We start from the raw sequence: 25,238 nt of genomic DNA, 5'->3' as shown, positions 1-25,238 counted from the left end.
GTTTATTTTCTAAAAAATCATTAAAATCCTTTTATTCACAAGGAATCATGATATAATAAAACCATAAAACGTTTTCAAGAGAGAAGGACAAGGCATGGAAAATGAAACAGTTGACTATGGAAAAGTAACAGGAATGGTACACTCTACGGAAAGCTTCGGTGCTGTAGATGGACCAGGGATCCGTTTTATTGTCTTTCTTCAAGGCTGTCAAATGCGGTGTCAGTATTGCCATAACCCGGATACTTGGGCTATGGAAACCAACATGTCTAGAGAACGAACAGTAGATGATGTATTGGAAGAAGCCCTCCGCTATCGTGGTTTTTGGGGTCAAAAAGGTGGGATCACTGTCAGTGGCGGAGAAGCCCTCTTGCAGATAGACTTTTTGATTGCCCTCTTCACCAAGGCTCAAGAGCTGGGAATCCACTGTACGCTTGATACTTGTGCTCTACCTTTCCGCAATACCCCTCGCTACCTGGAAAAATTTGACAAACTGATGGCAGTGACGGATTTAGTTCTGCTAGACATCAAGGAAATTAACGATGAACGGCACAGATTTGTAACCAGTCAAACGAATAAGAATATTTTGGCTTGTGCCAAGTATTTGTCTGATATTGGCAAGCCCGTTTGGATTCGCCATGTCTTGGTGCCAGGTCTGACAGACCGAGACGACGACTTGATCGAACTTGGGAAATTCGTCAAAACCCTTAAAAATGTTGATAAGTTTGAAATTCTTCCTTACCATACCATGGGTGAGTTCAAATGGCGGGAATTGGGCATTCCTTATTCCCTAGAAGGAGTCAAACCTCCAACAAAAGAACGGGTTCAAAATGCGAAGGACTTGATGGAAACTGAAAGTTATCAAGACTACTTGAAACGAGTTAAAGGATAATGAAGTTAAGACAGTTGGTGCTTCCAGCTGTCTTTTTCTAACGAAATGAACAACTATTCCCTTTCTTTAAACGGAAAAACGTGCTAAAATAGAGTGACTATAGAAATGAAAATGAAGAGGTAGAAACATGTCAAAAATTCTTGTTTTTGGTCACCAAAACCCTGACTCAGATGCCATTGGTTCATCAGTAGCTTTTGCTTACCTTGCAAAAGAAGCTTATGGTTTGGATACAGAAGCGGTCGCTCTTGGAACTCCAAATGAAGAAACAGCTTTCGTCTTGAACTATTTTGGTGTAGAAGCACCGCGCGTGATCACATCTGCTAAAGCAGAAGGTGCAGAGCAAGTCATCTTAACAGACCACAATGAATTCCAACAATCAGTTTCAGATATTTCTGAAGTTGAAGTTTATGGTGTGGTGGACCACCACCGTGTGGCTAACTTTGAAACTGCAAGCCCACTTTACATGCGTTTGGAGCCAGTTGGATCCGCATCTTCTATCGTTTACCGTATGTTCAAAGAACACGGTGTAGCTGTTCCAAAAGAAATTGCAGGTTTGATGCTATCAGGTTTGATTTCAGATACCCTTCTTTTGAAATCTCCAACAACTCACCCATCTGATAAGGTGATTGCGCCTGAATTGGCTGAATTAGCTGGTGTGAACTTGGAAGAATACGGTCTTGCCATGCTCAAAGCTGGTACAAATTTGGCAAGCAAGTCAGCAGAAGAATTGATCGACATCGATGCAAAGACTTTTGAATTGAACGGTAACAACGTACGTGTTGCCCAAGTGAATACAGTTGATATTGCTGAAGTCTTGGAACGCCAAGCTGAAATCGAAGCAGCCATCCAAGCCGCAAATACAGCAAATGGCTACTCTGACTTTGTCTTGATGATTACAGACATCGTCAACTCAAACTCAGAAATTTTGGCTCTTGGTGCTAATATGGACAAGGTAGAAGCAGCTTTCAACTTCAAACTTGAAAACAACCACGCTTTCCTTCCAGGTGCTGTTTCACGTAAGAAACAAGTGGTACCACAATTGACTGAAAGCTTTAATGCATAATGATAGGTGGGGAAGCCCATTGTTAAAAAGGAGTTTAGGCTCCTTTTTTTCTAGGAGAGAAAGATGTTAGAAAATGGCGATTTGATTTTTGTGAGAGAAGATACAGAAATGGGGCAGGCTATCCAGGCTTCTACAGGTAACTACAGTCACGTGGCTATCTTTTTGGACGGACAGGTCTATCATGCTACGGTGGAAGGTGGCGTCCTTGCCCAGGATCCTGAGGACTTCTTTGAAGCTGGAAAAGTCTATGACCTTTATCGCTATGAGCAGATTGATTGTACAGAGGTTAAAAAGCGAGCAGAGAGTCTTTTAGGGGCTCCCTACAATGCGTCCTTTTATCCAGATGGAGATGGTTTCTATTGTTCCCAGTTTGTAGCAGAAATTCTTCCTATTTTTGAGACCATTCCCATGAAGTTTGGAGAGGGAGAAGAAGAAATTAGTTCCTTTTGGAAAGCCTACTACAGAGAACTCGGCCTAGCCGTTCCTCTAGATCAGCCCGGGACCAACCCGAGTCAGTTAGCCCAGTCTTCGCAACTACATTTTAAAGAAAGGTATATGGATGATTCAGATTCCTAAAACAACATTCTGAATCTTTGATACAGTTCGTAAGAGTTGCATCAAACTAAAGAAAAAGAATTATTCAATCCTTTCCTTTGGTGAGTGTGGATGTTATGTTTAATTATCCAGCGGATGATTTCAGAAATCTAGGAAGTTCCATGATGTAGTTTTGTGCCTCAGGTTTCAAGGATTTTTCTCACACTTGAATGTATCAATTTTTAATTTTTTACTTTAAAAAATATGCTTTAGGATAAAAATAGAGTTTGAATTGAAATAAAATGTAATATATTGCATTTAACAAAACGAAAAATCAAAAAAAGCTTGGTACTGATCCCAAAAAGTTAGACAAATAATTTATCAAAAGGATTTAGTTCTGTATTACACAGGATTGAGTCCTTTTTTATTTTTACCTTAATTTGTTTGTTTTTGTAATAATCAATATAGTCTATAATAGCTTGTTCCAATTGCTTAAGCGATTGGAACACCTTCTCGTAACCTTGAAACATTTCCTATTTTAAAATGTGTAAGAAGATTACTTCCATTTACGACGAATTGTAGCTGTTAAATCAATAAGGTCATTGAAGCGTATTTCACTTTTGAAAAGAATATAAATGATAAAGGGAATAAAGGATAATCTAAGATCTATAATTCATCGGTTGTTTTATATGTCTGATGAGATTGTTTTGATGAATAGAATTCCACAGAAAGTAAAATTCTGAAAAAAATCCGAAAATTATTGGTTAATATATACTTGTTTAAAACGATAAAACAAAAAAACTGAACAGGAGACATCTATGGAACAAAGTATTACCATTAAAAATCTATGTAAGTCATATGGTCAAACTCAAATTTTAAAAGATATTTCTTTTGAAGCAAAAGCAGGTAGAGTGACTGCTTTCCTAGGTCCAAATGGAGCTGGTAAAAGTTCAACCTTACGTATCTTATTAGGATTAGACAAAGCAACATCTGGTCTTACCAAAATTGGAGATCAAACTTATAAGGAATTAAAATTTCCTCTAAAGACTGTAGGAGCTTCATTTGACAGTGTAGGAGCTCCTGATGATCGGACTATTTATCAACATTTGAAAATTGTTGCTGCTAGTAATGGGATATCCAGCCAGCGAATTGAGCAAGTTTTGGATATGGTGGATATTAGCCATAAGAAAAAATCTAAAATTGGGAAATTATCATTAGGAGAAGGACAACGCTTGGGAATTGCAACAGCTCTATTAGGGAATCCTCAGTATCTGATATTGGATGAACCGACAAATGGGTTGGATCCAAGAGGAATTCGGTGGTTTAGAGAGTTTATAAAAAAACAAGCTCAAGAAGGGAAGACAGTCTTGCTATCATCTCATATATTATCGGAAGTGGAAGCAGTAACAGATGATGTGGTCATCATAAATAAAGGCAAAGTTCTTATAAAAGGGACTTTACAAGAAGTGATGAAAAATCTTTCTTCACTGGAGGAAGTCTTCTTTAGATTAACAGAGGGAGGAAAGTGACATGGCACTTATTTACTCTCTTCATTCTGAAATATTGAAATTACTTTATAAGAGAGCTACTCATGTTGTACTATTCTTGATACTAGTATTTCAAACGTTTTTAGCAAATATTGGTGCATCTCAAATTGTTTCAGTTGGTATCCATGCTACACCAGAGACAAACCCAGAGTTAATAGAAGCTATTCCCCCTATTGAATTTTTAGGTTTTGATGTTACTTTAGTTGGCATTTTTTTTATGATTATCTTAGGCTCAATCTACGGAGCTGAAGAGTATAAAGGCTCTGCTATTCGTACAAGCCTCCTCTCTAATACGAGTCGAAGTACTTTCCTAGTTTCAAAAACATTAGTTTGGTTGGTATTTTCTTTTGTCATTTCCTTCCTATCAATATTTCTGACGATTAACATGACACATTATGTTTTAGGACAAGATGGTTTATTGCTTTTTTCACTAAATGGGACAGTTTGGTTCTATATGTTTTTGGACAGTATAGCTTGGACATTATTGGGACTTTTAGCCTATATTCTGGCTTTAACATTTAAAAAACCCCTTGTTCCCCTATTGTTTTTGCTTCCTCAAGTCTACAATTTAGGAACATTCTTAGCCAATCATATATCAGTTGCAAAATTTCTTCCAGTTTCATTGAGCTATGGACTGATTGCTACATCTCCTCAAATGTTAGAACAGAATAGTTTACAAAATATTTTGCTTTTACTTTGTTGGAATTTGTCATTCTTAGCTTTGGCAATTTACCGCTTACTTCAGTCAGATGTTGGAGGAGGGGAATGAGTTGAAAGAGCAATTTAAAAGTGAGTATCTCAAGTTTATGATGAATCCTTGGCACTGGTTGATTATAGGGGCTTTGCTACTGTGTATTCCTGGAATGGTTATTTTTTTAAATAGTAAACCAGACCAGTTGACACTACACTTTGTTTTGGAACAGCTACTGCAAAGTCTCTATTTAGGTCAGGCAGGTTTCATTAGTCTAGCGGTCCTATTTATAGGACAAGAATTTACAGGTTCTAGCCTTCGCACTAGTTTTCTTACATGTCCAAATCGTTTGAAATTTATAATATGTAAACTAGCTATTGTGTTATGTGTGGAAATTGTACTATTGGTCGCTGTATTATCATTATGTATACTAATTGCCGAAGGATATTATAAAATCAATCTTTTGAGCGATATTAAAAATGTTCTAACAATCCTATTTCCAGTTTGTATTTCTATTTTAACATTCTCTCTTTTAAGTGGTATTTTTGTATTTATTTTACGATCTTTTACCTTAATTTTGGGAATAAGTCTATCCCTTTTATTGGGGTTGGGACAAATGTTACTACAATTCAGTTCTTTTTTTAGAAATTTACCATTACTAGCTAGTATGAACTGTTACTATATCCATCCTTTATCACTTTATTATCCAGTTTGGCAAGGTCTGGGGATACAAATAGTTTGGTTATTAATTGTTTTTGTAGTTGCTACACTGATACTTATAGGAAGAAATATGCGCTAAAGACAGGGGCTATCCTGTCTTTTCCTCAGTTAATGATATAATATAATTTAGGAGCGTGAGTTATGGCTTATAAAATTTTAGTGGTAGATGATGATCTTGCTATTCTTCGCCTAATAAAAAAGGTACTAGAGTATGAAAAGTATGAAGTAGTCATACGAAATAACATAGATGAGATTGATCTTTGTGATTTTACAGGATTTGACTTGATTTTATTAGATATTATGATGCCTGTTAGTGGTTTAGAAGTCTGTCAGATGATTCGCGAGCAGATATCTGTTCCTATCTGTTTTATAACTGCTAAGGATATGGATGAAGATTTGGTGGCTGGAATCAATGCAGGAGCTGATGATTATATTATGAAGCCCTTTAGTATGCCAGAGCTTTTAGCACGTGTTAAAATGCACTTACGTCGTGAAGAACGGACTAAAGGAAATGTTCATCAAATAAAGATTGGGAAGCTTATACTATATACGGATAGTAAGGAACTATTTGTAAACGAAGATAAGATCGTCTTGACAAGGAGGGAATTTGATATAGTGAATCTTTTAGCAAGTAACCCAAGTAAAATATATTCTATAGAGGAAATCTATAATTATTTATATCCACAAAGTTCAGAAGCTCTTTTACGTTCGGTTTCAGAGTACATTTATCAAATTCGTCAAAAGCTGAAACCTTATCAATTAAATCCAATTAAAACCTTGTACGGTGGAGGATATCAATGGGTAGAATCAAAAGTTTTAGACAATTAATTCGAGAAACCTGTTGGAGAATTATTTGGCAGTTTGGTGTAGGTTTATTATTAGCTTATCTTATTCCCTTAGCTTCTGTATCCATACAAATAATGGAGGATGGGAAGCCTCTCAAAAATAATGATGTTCAATCAATTTTTTTCAATGTGTCATCATGGATATATATTTGTGTTTTATTGATTATTCTAATAAGTTATCACATTGGTAAATTGTTGAAAAAACTAAGTTATGAAATGAATTTGATTTATGAAAATAGTATGTGGCTTGAAAGCGAATGTACAGAAAAATTAACAGTTAAGGAATTTCGTGAGACTGGTAATCGCATTATTGTGATGCAAGATCGTATTCGACAGCTATTAGATGATGAAAAGCAACAGAAAGAAGATTTGATGTTTCAGGTTTCAGCAGCTTCTCATGATTTAAAGACACCTCTAACTATCATCAAAGGGAATGCAGAATTTTTGCACACTTCCACTAAAGATGAACAGTCTAAAGAATGTTTAGTAGATATAGTTCATGCTAGTCAACGCTTGCTTACCTATTTTAATCAGTTGATTCGTTATTCTAAAACTTACTATGATGATGAGACAGACTGGACGGAATATTCCTCTTCAGATTTTATCAATGAATTAGAGAAAGAAGTCTCTTTTTTGATAAAAAATCAGATTGAGTTTTCTTTTGAACAAAATTTGAAAGGAACTGAAAGCTATTATATAAATCCATCTCTTATGATTCGTGCAATACAAAATATTTTAACAAATGCTTTGGAGTATGCAGATAAACAGAATCCTAAAATTAAAATTAGGGTAGAGCAAGAGGAGAAGGAATTGAAAATAGGTATATGGAATAATGGCTCTGAATTTCCAGAGGAAGTTTTAACTAATTTTGGGAAGCTCTTTTATCGTATGGATAAAGCTAGATCGGTTAAAGAGCAACATTATGGTATTGGACTTAGTTTTGTATGTAGAGTTGCAAAACTACACAAAGGCCGAGTTGAGCTTAGAAATAGAGACGAGGGAGCAGAAGTTTTAATGGCTCTTAATTGTATTAAATCAAAGTGATTTATTATAGGAATTTTTGTTTTCAGCAACTGGTTAGTTGAATCCTCTGGTTATTTTTATGTAATTGATACGAGAAGTGGAAAAGTATGTTGCCCAGTTTTCACTCCCGCAAAAATCGAAGCAATTTTTTTGACCCTTATTTTTTATAGCCCTATTTAGGCTCATTTATGATTAACAATAAAATGAAGAATTTATCCTTTTGCAATGATTACGCTTAAGCTTACTTTTATGTTACAATAAGAGCTAACCGATAAAACATAAACGAGACTTATTCATGATTACAATCATTAACCCCACACGTTTGACACGTCAGCCATTTTTCAAGGACTTGATCAACTATTTGGATCAGCATGACGATGTGATCCTGCGGCAAATCAAGGCCAAATTTCCAGCTCAGCCAGTGGATAAGCTGATGGAGGAATATATCAAAGCGGGCTTGATCCTTCGAGAAAATAAGCGCTATACCCTCAACCTGCCTTTCTTGGAGTCAGCTGATCTTGTTGACCTGGATCAAGAGGTCTTTGTCCGAGAGGACAGTGCAGTTTATCAAGAATTAAAAGTCAAGGTCTTCCAAAGGGAACTCCGCAACACGACCAATGCAGCGATTCTCATAGAGGAGACTGACTTCGAGCGAAAGGCACAGACCCTTTCCAATTACTTCTACAAGGTGGCTCACCAATATCCCTTGACGGAGAATCAAGAGAAACTCTATGCCATCTTGGGAGATGTCAATCCCGAGTATGCTCTTAAGTATATGACCAGCTTTTTGCTCAAGTTCCTCAAAAAAGACCAAGTCCAGCAAAAGCGCAGAGACATCTTTGTCGATAGTTTAGAAGTCTTAGGCTATATCCGAAAAAATGCTGAAGGCAAATATGAATTAGTAGTGGACTTGGACAAGGAAAGACTGATGTTTAGTAAACAATAGAAAAGGCTAGGAAATTTTCCTAGCCCTATTTCGTTCAATTATAGGTAACGTTCAGCGATGGCGGCATCACCTGGATATTCTTCTTTTACCCCATTGACGATTTGGTAGCAGTCAGCTCCTTTTCCAGCGATAATGACAGCATCATCAGGCTTGCTGGTCGTTGCCATGGCCAGTTGAATGGCTTGTTCGCGATCTGCGATTTTTTCGACAGGTCGCGTGATGAAACTGCTAATCTCTTCAGCGATGGCCAAAGGATCTTCATAGTTGGGGTCATCCGCTGTTAGGAAGACTTGAATTTCAGGATGGTCTTCTAAGAGCAAGCCAAAGTCCTTACGGCGGCTCTCTCCTTTATTACCGGTTGATCCAAGGACCAGCGAAATGGTTCCCGTTTGATGGGTTTCGACAACTGAGAGCAGTTTCTTCAAGCTATCACCATTATGGGCATAGTCGATGAAGACCTTGGCCCCATTCTTTTGAGTCAAGACTTCCATTCGGCCAGGAACCCGCGTCTTGGCAATTCCTTTTTGGATGTCTTCGAGACTCGCTCCTAGACGAAGGCAGGCAAGACCTGCAGCTACAGCATTTTCTTGGTTGAAGCGACCAATCAGTTGGGTCTCGTAGTTGCCGGCTAACTTGCCAGTGACAGAAAAGCTAAAGGCTTTTGAGTTCTGGACTTGGTTGCTTGATTGACTACCGTAAAAGTCGTGGTCTTGCTCAGCGACTTGCTCCTTAAGAATCTCAAAATGATCCATATCGCTATTAACGACAACAGCACGGCTATTTTCCAACAAGAGACGTTTATGGTAGAAGTAGTCCTCGAATGTTGGATGTTCAATCGGTCCAATATGGTCAGGGCTGATGTTGAGGAAGACACCAACATCAAAAGTAAGACCGTAAACCCGTTTGACTAAATAGGCCTGACTAGAGACCTCCATAATCAGGTGGGTCCGATCATTGGCTACTGCCTGGGCCATCATTTCAAACAAATCAATGCTTTCTGGAGTTGTCAAGGTTGATTTGAAGAAGGTCTTGCCATCCAAGGTTGTGTTCATAGTGGATAGCATGGCTGGACGATGGCCTTGTTCAAGAATCTTGTAGGCATAGTAGGCAGAAGTCGTTTTGCCCTTGGTCCCTGTAAAAGCTAAGAGTTTTAGCTGGCGCTCAGGGTGGCCGTAGAATTCCATGGCAATCAAGCTCATAGCCTGTTTGATATCCGTAACGATAATGGCTGGGATGCTGACCTCAAAGTCTTGCTCAGCGACATACCACTGGAGACCTTGCTCAATCGCTTGTTCCAAAAATTCCTTCTTGAAATTTGCCCCCTTGACAAAAAAGAGGGTCTCGGAGTTGACTTTTCGACTATCGTAGCTTATTTGATTAAAAGAAACACCACTTGCTGAATAGTGGTATTCTCCGTCTTGTAGGATCTCACGAAAGTTGTGATCCTCTTTTAAAATGTTTAGTACAGTTTCTATCTTTATCATAATCCTATTTTAAACTGAAAGACCTTATTTTACAAGTGTAAAGGAAAAGTTTATAATGAAAGAAGACTATAAAGTAGAGGAAACATATGAGTAACGAAACAAGTAATCAACAGGCCCAGATGCTTCGAGGTACAGTCTGGTTAACAGCCAGCAATTTCATTAGTCGTCTCTTAGGTGCGGCCTATATCATCCCTTGGTATATCTGGATGGGCAAACATGGAGCAGAGGCAAACGGTCTATTCACTATGGGCTACAATATCTACGCTTGGTTTTTGCTGATTTCAACAGCAGGCGTCCCGGTAGCAGTCGCTAAGCAAGTGGCCAAGTACAATACCAAGGGACAAGAAGAGCACAGTTTTGCCATGATTCGTGGCTTCCTTAAGTTCATGTCTTTATTGGGCTTGGTTTTTGCCATTATCATGTATGTGCTTTCTCCAGTCTTTGCAAACCTATCAGGAGGTGGGAAAGACCTAATCCCTGTCATGCAGAGCTTGTCTTGGGCAGTCTTGATTTTCCCTTCCATGAGTGTCATTCGTGGCTTCTTCCAAGGGCATAACAATCTGAAACCTTATGCTATCAGTCAAATTGCTGAGCAAGTGATTCGGGTTATCTGGATGCTCTTGACAGCCTACTTCATTATGAAGGTCGGCTCAGGTGATTACGTTGAAGCTGTGACCCAGTCCACTTTTGCAGCCTTTATTGGGATGGGAGCGAGTCTTCTAGTCCTCGTCTATTACCTCTGGAAAACAGGGCTTCTACAGCACATTATTCATCGCCCGGAGTCTGATAGCCAGATTGATACCAAGGCTCTCTTGTGGGATACCATTCGTGAAGCGATTCCGTTTATTGTGACAGGATCAGCCATTCAACTCTTCCAAATTATCGACCAGATGACCTATAGCAATGTCATGTCTTGGTTCACCAACTTCACTCGTTCAGAGCTTTTGGTTCAGTTCAGTTACTTCTCAGCGAATCCGAACAAGATTACCATGATTTTAATTGCAGTTGCGACATCGATCGGTGGGGTGGGAATCCCTCTTCTTACAGAGAACTATGTCAAGGGTGATTTCCGGGCTGCAGGGAAGCTGGTTCAAGATAATTTGACCATGCTAGTAGCCTTCTTGCTTCCGGCGACGATTGGAGCAGTAGCCATTGCTGAGCCTCTCTATACGGTCTTTTACGGGAAACCAGATTCCTTGGCTTTGGGACTCTTTATCCTAGCGATGTTACAAACGGTCATCCTAGGTTTGTATACGGTTCTCTCTCCAATGATCCAGGCTCTTTTCCAAAATCGGAAGGCAATTCTTTACTTTGGCTATGGAGTATTGGTAAAACTGATTCTCCAAGTACCGTTCATTTATGTCTTTAAAGCCTATGGTCCTCTTCTTTCTACTACGATTGGTCTCATGATTCCGATTGTCCTTATGTACAAGGAAATTCATCAGGTGACTCATTTCAATTGCAAGACAGTCTTTAAACGGAGCTTATTGACAGCTATTCTCACCTTGATCATGCTCTTGGTGGTCCTAGTTGCAGGCTTTATCCTCGGCTTGGTCATCAAACCAAATGGTCGAGTGACAAGCATGATTTATGTAGCTCTGATTGGTGGTGTTGGAATCGTGGTATACGGTGGCCTTGGTCTTCGTCTTCGTTTCTTAGATCGCTTCATTGGTAGCAAGGCAGCTAGTCTTCGAAATAAATTTCATATTTCATAATCAGTAGAGGTTGGGGCTATCCCACCTCTTTTTTCATTATAGTTTGAAGCTATATCTAGCTCTTGAAAAAGGAAAAACCGAATCATCTAAAGAAGTGATACAATAGAGACAATTGAATTTACGTCCATTGGAGGTTTGTATGAGTCACAAAAAGAATATTAACACCATCCTAGCTCAAGCGGGAATCAAGTCGGATCCAGCAACAGGGGCTTTGATTACTCCGCTTCATTTTTCAACCACTTACCAGCATCCAGAGTTTGGTCAATCTACTGGTTTTGACTATATCCGTACCAAGAATCCGACGCGGGTAAACGCTGAAAAGACCTTGGCAGCTATTGAGAGTGCAGAGCATGCCTTGGTGACGAGCTCAGGTATGTCTGCCATTGTCTTAGCTTTTAGTATTTTTCCAGTTGGCAGTAAGGTCTTGGCAGTAAGAGATCTTTATGGAGGCTCTTTCCGTTGGTTTAACCAAATGGAACAAGAAGGACGCTTTTTCTTTACCTATGCAAATTCTGAAGAAGAATTGGTAGAGGGATTGAAGGGAGAGGTGGATATTCTCTATATTGAAACGCCTACTAACCCACTCATGCTGGAGTTTGACATCCAGAAATTAGCTAAACTCGCTCATGAAAAAGGGGCAAAAGTGATTGTAGACAACACCTTCTATAGCCCTATCTACCAACGTCCAATTGAAGAAGGAGCAGATATCGTCCTTCACTCAGCGACCAAGTATCTAGCGGGTCATAATGACGTTTTGGCTGGTGTTGTAGTGACTGATGATGAAGGTCTCTATGAGCAACTCTTTTATAACTTAAACACAACTGGAGCTGTTCTCTCTCCTTTTGACAGCTACCAATTGATCCGTGGGTTAAAAACCTTAGCCCTTCGAATGGAGCGCTCTACAGAAAACGCGAAGAAGGTAGTGGAATTCTTGAAGGGGCATCCAGCCGTTAAGGAAGTTTTGTATACCGGCAAGGGAGGCATGGTTTCCTTTAAAGTAAGCCACCAAGAAAAGATTCCAACCATTTTGAACCACTTGCAAGTCTTTACCTTTGCAGAAAGCTTAGGTGGAGTGGAGAGTTTGATTACCTACCCAACTACACAGACCCACGCAGATATTCCTGCAGAGGTTCGTCATTCCTATGGGTTAACGGATGACTTGCTTCGCCTTTCCATCGGAATTGAAGATGCACGGGATTTGATTGAGGATTTAGAACAAGCATTGGCTAGATAGGAGTCCATCATGGGAAAAGAACAATTTTTGACTGTCCCTAATCGTTTGGGGCATCATACTAGCAAGTGGAAGGAGTCAGAGCAAGATCCAGAACTTCTTCCTGCTTGGATTGCAGATATGGATTTTGAATCCTTGCCTGCGGTTCGACAAGCCATTCGAGATTACGCGGATCAATTGGTCTACGGCTACACCTATCCTAGTGAAGAGCTTTACCGAGCTGTTCAGGAGTGGGAAAAGTCAGAGCATGGATATGTGTTTGAGAAGGAAGCCATTGTCTTTATGGAAGGTGTGGTTCCGTCTATTTCAACGGCTATTCAGGCTTTCACTAAGGAAGGCGAGGCTGTTCTCATCAATACGCCAGTTTATCCACCCTTTGCCCGTAGCGTCCGCCTCAATCAACGCAAATTAGTGACCAATTCCTTAGTAGAAGTGGATGGACTCTTCCAAATTGATTTTGAGCAATTGGAGAAAGACTTTGAAGAGCACCAAGTCAAGCTCTACATCCTGTGCAATCCTCATAACCCAGGCGGTCGCGTCTGGGAACGAGAAGTCCTAGAAAAGATTGGTCGTCTCTGTCAAAAACATGGGGTCTTGCTTGTTTCAGATGAAATTCACCAAGACTTGGTGCTATTTGGAAATCGGCACGTATGTTTTAATACGGTAGATCCAAGCTTTAAGGACTTCACCCTTGTCTTATCGAGTGCGACCAAAACCTTCAACATCGCAGGGACAAAAAATTCCTATGCCATCATCGAAAATGATGCACTAAGAAAATCCTTCCAAGCTCGGCAGTTGCGAAACAATCAACATGAGATTTCTGCCCTTGGCTTTATCGCCACCGAAGTCGCCTATCAGAATGGAAAGGCTTGGTTAGAGGACTTAAAGGAAGTCTTGGAAGAAAATATCGATTACACTATAGAAGTTTTGCGTGAGCAGACAGACATTGGTGTGATGAAACCGCAAGGGACCTATCTACTCTGGCTTGATTTTTCTGCCTACGGTTTGTCAGAGGAAGAACTCCATGCTAGACTTCATGACCAGGCTAAGGTCATCCTCAATAAAGGGACAGACTTTGGAGTAGAAGGGAAGCAACATGCCCGTTTGAATGTGGCAGCTCCGAAAACCCTAGTCCAAGAGATTGTCGATCGGATCGTAACAAATTTTCCTAAAAAAGGTTGATTTTAAGGGTTGACTTTTCTATAGGGGAGGAGTATACTCAAAGGGAATAACGGTAGGTGAGGCTACCACAAGGATACGGATGACTACCGCAAAGCAGTGGAGACACTACTCGTTGGTCAACAGTCCTGATCGCAAAGGTCAAGACTAAGCTCATTTCATTGCCTTGCGGAGCTAAAGCTTGGACGGTCTATTTTTTGAGAATTTTCATTAAAAAATAAACGACGAGTTTAATGAGTCCTACCTGTAAAAGGGGAGGGCTCTTTTCTTATGCTTAAGAAGCCTCCCAACCTATCAAGTAGAAAAGGAGAGCACTATGATACAAATCGACGATCATCCCGAACCGCACATAGCCAGCCAATCGCTGATTTGTGTCATCGGGACTCTATAAGCGTTTGGCTCCTGATTTAAAAGGAGATTCCAATGCAAACAACAAAAGAAAGACTCATTGCTGCATTACAAGATGCAGAAACAAAAACCTTAGCAACCTATCAATCTAGCTGGTCTGGCTTGACGGAAGACCAGGTAGAGGAGAACCGAGATAGCTATGGAGAAAATGTCCTCACAAAGGGGCAAGATAATTCTATCTGGAAACGGATTGTTGAATCCATCATCAATCCCTTCACGGTCATCTTACTGCTCATTGCCCTTGTTTCTCTGGTGACCAATGTTTGGTTAGCCAAACCAGGAGAGGAAGATCCAACGACCTCTCTCATCATTGTCGTACTCGTCCTTCTCTCTGGAGGGATTCGCTTTATCCAAGAATTGCGAAGTGACAAGGCTGCTAGCAACCTTTCTCGCATGATTGTCAATACAGCAACGGTCATTCGAGAAGGCAAAGAAGAAGAAATTCCCATTGATGAGATCGTTGTGGGAGACTTGATCAAATTGAGTGCAGGCGACATGATCCCAGCGGATGTGGTCTTGTTAGATTCTCGAGACTTCTTCGTTCAACAGTCTGGTTTGACTGGAGAGAGCGATGCTGTCGAAAAAGTCTGCTTGAAAAAAGCGACTGGCCAAAATCTGGACAGTCTTTTGGAGAGTGAAAGTCTAGCTTTCATGGGGACCAACGTCATCTCAGGTCGAGCAACAGCCTTGGTCTTGGTCGTTGGGGATGAAACCATGATGGGAGAGATTGAGCAAACCATCAATACTTATGATGAACCAACCTCTTTTGAACGAGAAATGAACACCATCTCTTGGTTGTTGATCCGACTCATGATGGTCATGGTACCCATCGTCTTCTTTATCAATGGTTTGACAGATGGGGACTGGCTGGAAGCAGGGGTCTTTGCCCTTAGTGTAGGGGTGGGCTTGACTCCAGAAATGCTCCCAATGATTATCACCGCTAGCTTGGCCAAGGGTTCCATTATCATGGCCAAAGAAAAGGTGGTCATCAAAAAGCTCAATGCTATTCAAGATCTAGGCGCTATTGATATCCTCTGTACCGACAAGACAGGAACCTTGACCCAAGATGAGATTGTACTCGAATACCCACTCGACATTCGTGGGGACTTGGATTTGTCCGTCCTTCGTCGGGCCTACCTCAACTCTTACTTCCAAACCGGCCTCAAAAACTTGATGGACCGCGCTATTATCAGTCGGACAGAAAGAGAAGCTAAGAAACATGAGATTGTCAGAGGCTTGGACCAAAGCTTCCAAAAAATTGATGAATTGCCTTTTGACTTTGAACGCCGGCGGATGAGTGTCATTGTCAAAGATGAGCAGGGAGTCGTGAGCATGGTCACCAAGGGGGCCCTGGAAGAAATGCTAGCAGTCTCTAACTATGTGGAATACAAGGATAAGATTATCCCCCTAACAGACCAAGTGAGGGAAGAAGTCTTGGCAGAAGTAGCTCAACTGAATGAACAAGGTTTGCGCGTGCTAGGGGTTAGTTACAAATCAAATCTTGAGGAAGGCTATGCCTTTGAAGTGGCAGATGAAGCAGACATGATCTTGACGGGCTACCTAGCCTTCTTAGATCCACCAAAACCATCTGCAGCACCAGCCATCAATACCCTTGCGGAATACGGAGTTGCTACTAAAATCCTTACGGGTGATAATGAGAAAGTGACCCAAGCGGTTTGTGAAAAGGTGGGACTGGATGTTGACCGCATTTTGCTGGGTAGCGATATCGACAGTCTCTCTGATTCAGACTTGGCCCAAGCAGTAGAAATCACCACCGTTTTTGCAAAATTATCTCCAGATCAAAAAGCACGCATTATCTTGCAACTCAAAGCAAATGGCCACAAGGTCGGATATATGGGAGATGGGATCAACGATGCTCCTTCTATGAAAGTGGCAGATGTGGGGATTTCGGTTGATACAGCTGTCGATATTGCCAAAGAAACAGCAGATGTTATCCTTCTGGATAAAGACTTGATGGTCCTCGAAAAAGGCTTGGTAGAAGGCCGCAAAGTTTATGCCAACATGACCAAGTACATCAAGATGACTGTTTCTTCTAATTTCGGAAATATCTTCTCTCTTCTCTTTGCTAGTATTTTCCTTCCTTTCCTTCCAATGGCCCCTATCCATCTCATCGTTTTGAACTTGGTTTATGACCTTTCCTGTATCGCCTTGCCTTTCGACCGGGTTGATAAGGACTTCTTGAAGAAACCTCGGATTTGGGAAGCAAAATCCATTACCCGCTTTATGGCCTGGTTTGGTCCTATTTCCTCTGTCTTTGACATCTTGACCTTTATCGCTCTCTACTTTATCATCGTACCGATGATTACAGGCTATGGCTATGTCCATGGAGCAGACAGTGCGGGACTCTTCATCATGCTCTTTCAAACCGGCTGGTTTATCGAGTCCATGTGGTCCCAAACTATGGTCATCTATATGCTCCGCTCTCCAAAATTGCCTTTTGTTCAAAGTCGGCCAGCCCTTGCAGTCATGGCAACGACCCTATTGGGCGCCCTCTTTGTGACCTTCCTACCATATGGCCCACTGGCTTCCTTGTTGAAAGTAGCGCCACTAAATAGTCTTTACTTCCTATTACTTGCGGGAATCCTTTTCCTTTATATGGCAAGTGTCACCCTGGTCAAACACTATTATATTGGCAAGTACAAAGAGTGGCTATAAGATAGACATTAAAATAAGAAAAGAAAAGGTTTGCATATTTGTAGGCCTTTTTCTTCCTTTTTGATATAATAAGATGAATATAGAGAAAGAAGGAACCACAATGGGAAAACTTGAAGTTATTAAACATCCACTGATTCAGCATAAATTGTCTATTTTGCGTCGGACTGATACCTCTACAAAGGCTTTTCGTGAATTAGTAGATGAAATTGCTATGTTGATGGGATACGAAGTTTTGCGCGAACTTCCTCTTGAAGACGTAGAAATCGAAACACCCATTACAAAAACAGTTCAAAAACAGATTGCTGGTAAAAAACTAGCGATTGTTCCAATCCTTCGTGCAGGGATCGGGATGGTAGACGGACTCTTGAGTTTGGTACCCGCTGCTAAAGTTGGTCACATCGGAATGTACCGCGATGAAGAAACCTTGAAACCAGTTGAATACTTGGTGAAATTGCCAGAAGATATCGACCAACGTCAAATCTTTGTGGTAGACCCAATGTTGGCGACTGGGGGATCTGCAATCCTAGCGGTAGATTCATTAAAGAAACGTGGTGCAAGCCATATTAAATTTGTCTGCTTAGTTGCAGCACCAGAAGGAGTGGAAGCTCTTCAAACAGCTCATCCAGATGTCGAAATCTTTGCTGCAGCCTTGGATGAACGGCTCAACGAAAACGGCTATATCGTTCCAGGTTTAGGTGATGCTGGGGACCGTTTGTTTGGTACCAAATAAGCACATTTCCAATCTATCTTTAGGAAAGTAAAAATTTGACCTTTGTTGACCAATGGGATATAATAGCTTTTATAAAGAATGGAAGGAGAGCTAGCCTCTCGAATCAACCGGATGAAACTCGTGAGATGGTGCCGGTTATAATGGATAAAAGGAGATGAATGAATGATTCCAGTAGTAATTGAACAAACTAGTCGTGGCGAACGCTCATACGACATATACTCACGCCTCTTAAAAGACCGTATTATCATGGTGACAGGACCGGTAGAAGACCAAATGGCCAATTCGATTATTGCCCAATTACTCTTCTTGGATGCCCAAGATAATACCAAAGATATCTATATGTATATCAATACGCCAGGAGGCTCTGTCTCTGCAGGTTTGGCAATCGTCGATACCATGAACTTTATCAAATCAGACGTCCAAACCATCGTCATGGGGATGGCAGCTTCAATGGGGACTGTGATTGCATCAAGTGGTGCCAAAGGCAAACGCTTCATGTTGCCAAATGCTGAGTACATGATCCACCAACCAATGGGTGGTACTGGTGGCGGTACTCAACAAACGGATATGGCCATTGCAGCAGAACACCTCTTGAAAACACGTCACAGATTGGAAAAAATCTTGGCAGAAAATTCAGGTCAAACCATCAAGAAAATCCACGCTGATGCAGAACGGGATAATTGGATGACTGCAGAAGAAACCTTAGCTTATGGTTTCATCGATGAAATCATGGCTAACAACAATCTCGGATAAGAAATCTTAACCATCCAGCCCTCTCCTTTGACAGGAGAGGTTTTTTTAAGACATTCTTTACTTTCTAGAAAAAGATAGTATTTTTACCTGAAATTTGCTATACTTGTAACAGAAGCAGAAAGGGATTGTGTATGTTTGAGAAGCAAGCTAGAACAGGCTTAATTGTAAAATTGTATTATAATCGAGATGCAAAGAAATTACAGGAAATTGGGGATGTGATCTATCATTCCAAAAAAATGCGCTATGTCCAGGTCTATGTCGATAGTCCTCAAGTTCTTGAAATTATGCAGCAATTAAAAAAAGAACGCTTTGTAAAGAAGGTTCAAATTTGCCATATTCAAGAATTGGATCGTGATTTTGTAGGAAGTTTGCATCGTCAACAGGATGAAACACAAGTAGAAAACGCAATCATTTAAAGGATTGCGTTTTTTATATTGACAATTGTCAGATAATTCGGTATATTCTTAATATGTATTTATTTTAAGATTATTTAAGGAGATTATTACAAATGAAGAAAAAATTTGCTCTTTCATTTTTAACAATTGCAAGTGTCGCTCTTCTTGCGGCCTGTGGTGAAGTTTCAACTTCAGGTTCAAACACAACTGGTAACGAAATCGGCAAAGAACTAAAAATCGGTTTTAACTTTGAAAAAACTGGTGAAGTAGCAGCATATGGTAGTGCTGAACAAAAAGGTGCTCAATTAGCCGTTGATGAAATCAATGCTAATGGTGGAGCTGATGGTAAGAAGATTGTTGTCACAGACAAAGATAACAAATCTGAAACAGCTGAAGCAGCTACAATCACTACAAACCTTGTCACTCAATCAAAAGTGAACGCTCTTGTAGGGCCTGCTACTTCAGGTGCCACTGCCGCAGCTGTTGCGAATGCTGGTAAAGCAGGTGTTCCATTGGTAACACCATCTGCAACACAAGATAATTTGACAAAAGGTCAAGATTACCTTTTCCGTGCAACCTTCATCGATAGCTTCCAAGGACAAATCATTGCTAAATATACAACGGATAACTTGAAAGCGAAGAAAGTTGTTCTATACTACGATAATTCATCTGACTATGCTAAAGGGATTGCTGAAGCCTTTAAGAAATCTTATAAAGGTGAAATCGTAGCAACAGAAACTTTCCAATCTAAGGATACAGACTTCCAAGCTGCTCTTACAAAAATCAAAGACAAAGACTTCGATGCGATTGTCCTTCCAGGGTACTACACTGAAACTGGTAAAATCGTAAACCAAGCACGTGGTATGGGAATCAAACAACCAATCATTGGTGGTGATGGATTTAGCGATGCTAAATTCGTTGAACAAGCAACACCTGCTGCAGCTACAGACATCTACTACGTAGCTGGATTCTCTACTGAAGGTGAAATGACTGATAAAGCCAAAAAATTCGTAGAAGCTTATAAAGCAAAATACAACGAAGAACCTTCAATGTTTGCAGCTTTGGCGTATGATTCAGTTTACATGGTTGCAGAAGCATCTAAAGGTGCTAAGAACTCTGTCGAATTGAAAGACAACCTTGCGAAGTTGAAAGACTTGGAAGGTGTTACTGGTACAATGTCTATTGACAAAGACCATAATCCGGTTAAATCTGCACTTATGATTGGCTTAAAAGATGGTAAAGTTGAGTCAGTTGAGTCGGTTAAACCTTAATTATCATTTGTTGTTTGTACAAGAGGCTGGGAGAATGAAAATTCCTGGCCTCGCTCTTTATTATTAGAAAGGATGGTTCAAATGCTCCAGCAATTAGTGAACGGTCTAATCTTGGGAAGTGTCTATGCACTCTTAGCCCTTGGTTATACTATGGTGTATGGAATTATCAAATTGATCAACTTTGCCCATGGGGATATCTACATGGTAGGTGCCTTTATGGGGTATTTCTTATTGAACTCATTGAAAGTTAACTTCTTTGTAGCCTTGCTTCTAGCTATGGTCGGGACAGCTATTTTAGGGGTTGTGATTGAATATCTGGCTTATCGTCCGCTTCGTCATTCGACTCGGATTGCAGCCTTGATCACAGCCATCGGGGTTTCCTTCTTGCTTGAATATGGGATGGTCTTCTTTGTAGGGGCCAATACCCGTTCCTTCCCGCAAGTCATTGAAACTGTTCGTTACAATTTTGGTCCCATTTCGATCTCTAACATTCAGTTGATGATTTTAGGAGTGTCTATTTTCTTGATGGTCGCTCTTCAATTTATTATCCAAAAGACAAAGATGGGGAAAGCCATGCGTGCCGTTTCTGTTGATAGCGATGCCGCTCAATTGATGGGGATTAACGTAAACCGGACCATCAGCTTTACCTTTGCTTTGGGATCAGCCTTAGCGGGTGCTGGTGGGGTTTTGATCGGTTTGTATTACAACTCAATCGAACCTTTGATGGGGATGACACCAGGGATCAAAGCCTTTGTCGCAGCCGTTCTTGGAGGAATCGGAATCATTCCAGGCGCGGCCCTAGGTGGCTTTGTCATCGGTTTATTGGAAACTTTCGCTACAGCGATTGGTCTTTCAGACTTCCGTGATGCTATTGTGTATGCCATCTTGATTGTGATCTTGCTCATCCGTCCAGCAGGTATCCTCGGTAAAAATGTGAAAGAGAAGGTGTAAGCCATGAAACAAAATTTAAAAGTGAATTTAGTCTGGCTTGGTCTTTTGGTCGCAGGTTTTGCCTTGATCCAAGTCTTGGTTGCAGCGGGTGTGCTCAACCTCTTCTATATCCAAATTTTAGAACAAATCGGAATTAATATTATCCTTGCAGTTGGCTTGAACCTCATTGTTGGTTTCTCAGGTCAATTCTCACTCGGTCATGCCGGATTTATGGCGATTGGTGCCTATTCTGCAGCCATTCTCGGTTCTAAATCACCAACCTACGGGGCTTTCTTTGGTGCGATGGTTTTAGGGGCTTTGATCGCAGGTCTCGTTGCCTTGATCGTTGGGGTTCCAACCCTTCGTTTGAAAGGGGACTACCTCGCGATTGCGACACTGGGGGTTTCTGAAATCATCCGGATCTTGATCGTCAATGGTGGTACTCTCACCAATGGTGCCGCTGGGATCCTTGGTTTGCCAGCCTTTACAACCTGGCAATTGGTTTACCTTTTTGTCGTGATTACAACCATCTTTACCATCAACTTCTTACGCAGTCCAATTGGACGTTCTACCCTCTCTGTTCGTGAAGATGAAATCGCAGCAGAATCTGTTGGGATCAATACGACCAAAGTTAAAGTCATCGCCTTTGTTTTCGGTGCGATCACAGCAGCGATTGCAGGATCTCTCCAAGCAGGTTTCATTGGATCTGTCGTTCCGAAAGATTATTCTTTCACCAATACTATTAATGTCTTGATCATTGTCGTGTTTGGTGGTTTGGGATCAATGTCAGGAACAGTTGTGGCAGCTATCGTCTTGGGGATCTTGAACATGGTGCTTCAAGACTTCTCAAGTGTACGTATGATCATTTACTCATTGGCTTTGATTCTCGTGATGATCTTCCGTCCAGGTGGTCTTCTTGGAACATGGGAATTCAGCTTGAAAAAACTACTCTCAAAAAAGGAGGCTAACTAATGGCACTTCTTGAAGTAAAAAATTTAACAAAAAACTTTGGTGGTTTGACAGCCGTTGGGGATGTGACCATGGAACTCAATGAAGGGGAATTGGTTGGGTTGATCGGGCCCAACGGTGCCGGTAAAACAACCCTCTTCAACCTCCTAACAGGAGTGTATGAACCAAGTGAAGGGACCATTACCTTAGACGGTCACCTATTAAATGGTAAAGCACCTTATAAAATCGCTGCAGGTGGTCTGGGACGGACTTTCCAAAATATTCGTCTCTTTAAAGATTTGAGCGTTTTGGACAATGTCTTGATTGCCTTTGCCAACCACCACAAACCACATGTCTTTGCGAGTCTTTTCCGCTTGCCAAGCTATTACAAGAATGAAGAAGCTTTGAAAGCAAAAGCCCTTGAATTGTTAGCCATTTTCGGTTTGGAAAAAGAAGCAGATACTTTGGCTAAAAACTTGGCTTACGGACAACAACGTCACTTGGAGATCGTTCGTGCCCTTGCGACAGAGCCAAAAATCCTCTTCTTGGATGAACCTGCTGCAGGGATGAACCCTCAAGAAACAGCAGAATTGACCCAATTGATCCGTCGCATTCAAAAAGAATTTAATATTACGATCATGCTGATCGAGCACGATATGAGCTTGGTCATGGAAGTAACAGAACGGATTTATGTATTGGAATATGGCCGCTTGATTGCCCATGGTACGCCAGATGAAATCAAGAATAACAAACGCGTAATCGAAGCCTATCTAGGAGGTGAAGCCTAATGTCTATGTTAAAAGTTGAAAATCTTTCTGTACACTATGGCATGATCCAGGCTGTCCGTGATGTCAGTTTCGAGGTAAATGAAGGAGAAGTTGTTTCTCTTATCGGTGCTAACGGTGCTGGGAAAACATCTATTCTTCGTACCATTTCAGGTTTGGTGCGTCCAAGTGCTGGGAAAATTGAGTTTTTGGGTCAGGAGATTCAAAAGGTTCCAGCTCAAAAGATTGTAGCAGCAGGACTCTCTCAAGTTCCAGAAGGTCGCCACGTCTTTCCAGGCTTGACCGTTATGGAAAACTTGGAAATGGGAGCTTTCTTGAAGAAAGACCGAGAAGAAAACCAAGCTAACTTGAAGAAGGTCTTCTCCCGTTTCCCACGTTTGGAAGAACGGAAGAACCAAGATGCAGCCACCCTATCTGGTGGGGAGCAACAAATGCTTGCAATGGGTCGTGCCCTCATGTCGACGCCAAAACTTTTGCTCCTGGATGAACCTTCTATGGGATTGGCCCCAATCTTTATCCAAGAAATCTTTGATATCATCCAAGATATCCAAAAACAAGGAACAACTGTTCTCTTGATTGAACAAAATGCCAACAAGGCCCTTGCCATCGCAGACCGCGGTTATGTTCTCGAAACAGGGAAAGTCGTTCTTACCGGAACAGGAAAAGAACTCTTAGCCTCAGAAGAAGTCCGCAAGGCCTACCTTGGTGGATAAGATTTTTAAAGTTTGTTTGAAAGGAAAGGTCCTAAAGGCCTTTCTTTTTTCATCTCTTGTTTGATTTTTCTAAATTTTGAAAACAAGAGAAAACTGCTGAAAGCGTTTGAAATCATTCTAAAAATCAAGTATAATAAAACTAAGAAAAGCATAGGAGAATGATTATGGCTGTTAAAGATTTTATGACCCGTAAAGTAGTGTATATTAGTCCAGATACAACAATTGCTCATGCGGCAGATTTGATGCGGGAACAAGGTTTGCACCGTTTGCCAGTTATTGAAAATGACAAATTGGTCGGCTTGGTGACAGAAGGTACCATTGCAGAAGCTAGTCCATCAAAAGCGACCAGTCTTTCCATTTTTGAAATGAATTACCTACTCAACAAAACCAAAGTTAAGGACGTCATGCTTCGTGACGTGATCACTGTCTCGAAATTTGCTAGCCTAGAAGACGCGACCTACCTCATGTATAAGAACAAGGTTGGCATTCTTCCAGTCGTGGACAATGATCAAGTTTCTGGTGTGATTACAGACCGTGATATTTTCCGTGCCTTCCTTGAAGTATCCGGTTATGGAGAAGAAGGAGTGCGGGTTAGCTTCGTGACAGAAGACAAGGTTGGGGTCCTAGAGCAAATCATTCATTTAATTGTAGAAGAAGGATACAATATTGCCAATACAGTCAATATCCCAACCAAAGATGATCATGTCGTCATCGAAGTTCAGATTGATGGGATTACCGATACTGAAGCCATCAAGAAGAAGTTTGAAGAAAATGGTATCCGTGTGGACGAAATTAGTCGCACATCTGCAAAAGCCTTCTAAAATAAAGAGCCTGAGAATCTCTCAGGCTCTTTATTTGTCTTAGCGAGCAATGGGTTGCTTGTTGGTATCCAAGGTAAATCCTTCTCCCAGTATTTCGTGGGCTTCTGTAATGGTAATGAAGGCGAATGGATCAATTTTATTAATCAAATCTTTCATTTGTTTCATTTCGTTCCGAGAGACGACGCAGTAGACGATCTTCATTTCTTGTTGGCTATAATAGCCCATACCGTTCATGAATGTGACCCCTCGACCCAAATCAGTCGTGATTTGTTTAGCAATTTCATCCGGTTTGGAAGTAACCACGAGGAATCCTTTTCCTGCAAAACCTCCTTCGCCAACGATATCAATGACGACGGTGTCAATCAGGATAAAGAGGAGGGTATAGGCCGCAATTCGGAAGTCCTTAAAGACAATCAAAACAGTTGTCAAGACGATGGCATCTACAATTAACATCAGGCGTCCCATAGAAAGTGTCGTGTACTTGTTAAAGATACGCGCGACAATATCGGTTCCACCTGTTGTTCCTCCAGCGTTGAAGATAATCCCCAGTCCAGTTCCAAGGATAACACCTGATCCGATACAGGCTAGGAGGATATCCCCATCTAAAGCAGTGTAAATCGCATTCTGGAGATGATGACTCCCAGGAATCATCTCGAAGACAGCCATCCAAGAAGAAACAGAGAAGGTCCCTATCAAGCTCAGGTAGAGAGAGCGGAGGCCCAGTAATTTCCAGGCTAGGAAAAAGAGGGGGATATTGATAGCCAAGTTCATGACCGAAACGGGAATTTTAAAGAGGTAGTAGGTGATTAGGGTAATCCCTGTAGCCCCTCCCTCATAAAAGTGAAATGGAATTACTAGAAAGAAGATTCCAAAAGAAAAAATGCCAGCCCCAAAAATAATGGCCAGAATATTTTTTGCCTTAAACATGCTCGTTCTCCTAA

General features: G+C 41.0%; 24 protein-coding genes, 1 pseudogene and 1 riboswitch. Of the genes and pseudogenes, 22 read left to right on the top strand and 3 right to left on the bottom strand.

The features are described 5' to 3' along the window. Window positions 1-94: 94 nt before the first annotated feature. The 3 genes from pflA (at window position 95) to FJR71_RS04955 (ending at window position 2,528) form a co-directional block, all read left to right on the top strand. The gene (gene pflA, locus FJR71_RS04965) at window positions 95-889 is read left to right on the top strand and encodes a pyruvate formate-lyase-activating protein (protein WP_140814244.1); all 795 of its coding nucleotides are present in this window, start codon (window positions 95-97) and stop codon (window positions 887-889) included. Between the two features lie 127 nt (window positions 890-1,016). Next, window positions 1,017-1,952 carry a manganese-dependent inorganic pyrophosphatase gene (locus FJR71_RS04960; RefSeq protein WP_140814243.1) on the top strand — a complete coding sequence of 312 codons (936 nt, stop codon included), beginning with the start codon at window positions 1,017-1,019 and terminating at the stop codon, window positions 1,950-1,952. A gap of 63 nt (window positions 1,953-2,015) precedes the next feature. Next, entirely contained in the window at window positions 2,016-2,528 is a 513-nt protein-coding gene (locus FJR71_RS04955; protein WP_140814242.1) for a YiiX/YebB-like N1pC/P60 family cysteine hydrolase, read from the top strand. A gap of 360 nt (window positions 2,529-2,888) precedes the next feature. On the opposite strand, the pseudogene FJR71_RS04950 reads toward FJR71_RS04955, so the two are convergent. Then, window positions 2,889-3,019, bottom strand: a pseudogene (locus FJR71_RS04950) (IS3 family transposase); the annotation flags it as partial. 285 nt (window positions 3,020-3,304) lie between these two features. Here FJR71_RS04950 and FJR71_RS04945 point away from each other — a divergent pair. The 6 genes from FJR71_RS04945 (at window position 3,305) to FJR71_RS04920 (ending at window position 8,258) form a co-directional block, all read left to right on the top strand. Then, window positions 3,305-4,015, top strand: coding sequence for an ABC transporter ATP-binding protein (locus tag FJR71_RS04945; protein WP_140814241.1), 711 nt, complete (start codon window positions 3,305-3,307; stop codon window positions 4,013-4,015). Between the two features lies 1 nt (window position 4,016). Continuing rightward, on the top strand, window positions 4,017-4,802 hold the full coding sequence (locus FJR71_RS04940) for an ABC transporter permease (RefSeq protein WP_140814240.1): 786 nt from the start codon (window positions 4,017-4,019) through the stop codon (window positions 4,800-4,802). A gap of 1 nt (window position 4,803) precedes the next feature. After that, complete coding sequence (locus FJR71_RS04935) at window positions 4,804-5,523, top strand: ABC transporter permease (protein ID WP_140814239.1); 720 nt, start codon at window positions 4,804-4,806, stop codon at window positions 5,521-5,523. Window positions 5,524-5,585: 62 nt separating this feature from the next. Next, window positions 5,586-6,272, top strand: a complete 687-nt coding sequence (locus tag FJR71_RS04930; RefSeq protein ID WP_140814238.1) for a response regulator transcription factor — start codon at window positions 5,586-5,588, stop codon at window positions 6,270-6,272. Further along, entirely contained in the window at window positions 6,242-7,333 is a 1,092-nt protein-coding gene (locus FJR71_RS04925) for a sensor histidine kinase (RefSeq protein ID WP_140814237.1), read from the top strand. The genes FJR71_RS04930 and FJR71_RS04925 overlap by 31 nt, the downstream gene beginning before the upstream one ends. A 274-nt stretch (window positions 7,334-7,607) precedes the next feature. Then, window positions 7,608-8,258, top strand: coding sequence for a DUF1803 domain-containing protein (locus tag FJR71_RS04920; protein WP_140814236.1), 651 nt, complete (start codon window positions 7,608-7,610; stop codon window positions 8,256-8,258). Between the two features lie 38 nt (window positions 8,259-8,296). Here the strand turns inward: FJR71_RS04920 and FJR71_RS04915 are convergent, their stop codons facing one another. Continuing rightward, window positions 8,297-9,742: a UDP-N-acetylmuramoyl-L-alanyl-D-glutamate--L-lysine ligase gene (locus FJR71_RS04915; RefSeq protein WP_140814235.1), complete on the bottom strand. Its 1,446-nt coding sequence runs from the start codon at window positions 9,740-9,742 to the stop codon at window positions 8,297-8,299. Between the two features lie 86 nt (window positions 9,743-9,828). Here FJR71_RS04915 and FJR71_RS04910 point away from each other — a divergent pair, with 86 nt between their 5' ends. The 13 genes from FJR71_RS04910 to FJR71_RS04850 all read left to right on the top strand — a co-directional run bounded on the left by FJR71_RS04910 (window position 9,829) and on the right by FJR71_RS04850 (window position 24,297). Then, window positions 9,829-11,457, top strand: a complete 1,629-nt coding sequence (locus FJR71_RS04910; protein WP_140814234.1) for a putative polysaccharide biosynthesis protein — start codon at window positions 9,829-9,831, stop codon at window positions 11,455-11,457. A 139-nt stretch (window positions 11,458-11,596) separates the two neighbouring features. Continuing rightward, window positions 11,597-12,691, top strand: coding sequence for a cystathionine gamma-synthase (locus tag FJR71_RS04905; RefSeq protein ID WP_048689723.1), 1,095 nt, complete (start codon window positions 11,597-11,599; stop codon window positions 12,689-12,691). 9 nt (window positions 12,692-12,700) lie between these two features. Next, entirely contained in the window at window positions 12,701-13,870 is a 1,170-nt protein-coding gene (locus FJR71_RS04900; protein WP_048689720.1) for a MalY/PatB family protein, read from the top strand. Between the two features lie 41 nt (window positions 13,871-13,911). Beyond that, window positions 13,912-14,066: riboswitch (M-box (ykoK) riboswitch) on the top strand. A 224-nt stretch (window positions 14,067-14,290) separates the two neighbouring features. After that, window positions 14,291-16,951, top strand: a complete 2,661-nt coding sequence (mgtA, locus tag FJR71_RS04895; protein WP_048689717.1) for a magnesium-translocating P-type ATPase — start codon at window positions 14,291-14,293, stop codon at window positions 16,949-16,951. 100 nt (window positions 16,952-17,051) lie between these two features. Next, on the top strand, window positions 17,052-17,681 hold the full coding sequence (gene upp, locus FJR71_RS04890; protein WP_048689715.1) for a uracil phosphoribosyltransferase: 630 nt from the start codon (window positions 17,052-17,054) through the stop codon (window positions 17,679-17,681). Between the two features lie 162 nt (window positions 17,682-17,843). Then, the gene (locus FJR71_RS04885; protein WP_023024046.1) at window positions 17,844-18,434 is read left to right on the top strand and encodes an ATP-dependent Clp protease proteolytic subunit; all 591 of its coding nucleotides are present in this window, start codon (window positions 17,844-17,846) and stop codon (window positions 18,432-18,434) included. Window positions 18,435-18,565: 131 nt separating this feature from the next. Continuing rightward, window positions 18,566-18,850 (top strand): DUF2129 domain-containing protein, encoded by a 285-nt coding sequence (locus FJR71_RS04880; RefSeq protein WP_048689712.1) that lies wholly within the window; start codon window positions 18,566-18,568, stop codon window positions 18,848-18,850. Between the two features lie 92 nt (window positions 18,851-18,942). After that, window positions 18,943-20,100 (top strand): ABC transporter substrate-binding protein, encoded by a 1,158-nt coding sequence (locus tag FJR71_RS04875; protein ID WP_006595827.1) that lies wholly within the window; start codon window positions 18,943-18,945, stop codon window positions 20,098-20,100. A gap of 81 nt (window positions 20,101-20,181) precedes the next feature. Next, complete coding sequence (locus tag FJR71_RS04870) at window positions 20,182-21,051, top strand: branched-chain amino acid ABC transporter permease (RefSeq protein WP_009731472.1); 870 nt, start codon at window positions 20,182-20,184, stop codon at window positions 21,049-21,051. Window positions 21,052-21,054: 3 nt separating this feature from the next. Next, complete coding sequence (locus FJR71_RS04865) at window positions 21,055-22,002, top strand: branched-chain amino acid ABC transporter permease (RefSeq protein WP_048689708.1); 948 nt, start codon at window positions 21,055-21,057, stop codon at window positions 22,000-22,002. Then, window positions 22,002-22,766, top strand: a complete 765-nt coding sequence (locus tag FJR71_RS04860; protein WP_048689704.1) for an ABC transporter ATP-binding protein — start codon at window positions 22,002-22,004, stop codon at window positions 22,764-22,766. The genes FJR71_RS04865 and FJR71_RS04860 overlap by 1 nt, the downstream gene beginning before the upstream one ends. Then, window positions 22,766-23,476, top strand: coding sequence for an ABC transporter ATP-binding protein (locus tag FJR71_RS04855; protein WP_003005434.1), 711 nt, complete (start codon window positions 22,766-22,768; stop codon window positions 23,474-23,476). The genes FJR71_RS04860 and FJR71_RS04855 overlap by 1 nt, the downstream gene beginning before the upstream one ends. 164 nt (window positions 23,477-23,640) lie before the next feature. Continuing rightward, the gene (locus tag FJR71_RS04850) at window positions 23,641-24,297 is read left to right on the top strand and encodes a CBS domain-containing protein (protein WP_140814233.1); all 657 of its coding nucleotides are present in this window, start codon (window positions 23,641-23,643) and stop codon (window positions 24,295-24,297) included. Window positions 24,298-24,336: 39 nt separating this feature from the next. Here FJR71_RS04850 and FJR71_RS04845 read toward each other — a convergent pair whose 3' ends face one another. Continuing rightward, window positions 24,337-25,224, bottom strand: a complete 888-nt coding sequence (locus FJR71_RS04845) for a YitT family protein (protein ID WP_140814232.1) — start codon at window positions 25,222-25,224, stop codon at window positions 24,337-24,339. Window positions 25,225-25,238: the final 14 nt, after the last annotated feature.

This window comes from Streptococcus xiaochunlingii, from assembly GCF_006385805.1.
GTDB classification, from domain to species: Bacteria; Bacillota; Bacilli; order Lactobacillales; family Streptococcaceae; genus Streptococcus; species Streptococcus xiaochunlingii.
This window is presented reverse-complemented; position numbering and strand designations above follow the sequence as displayed.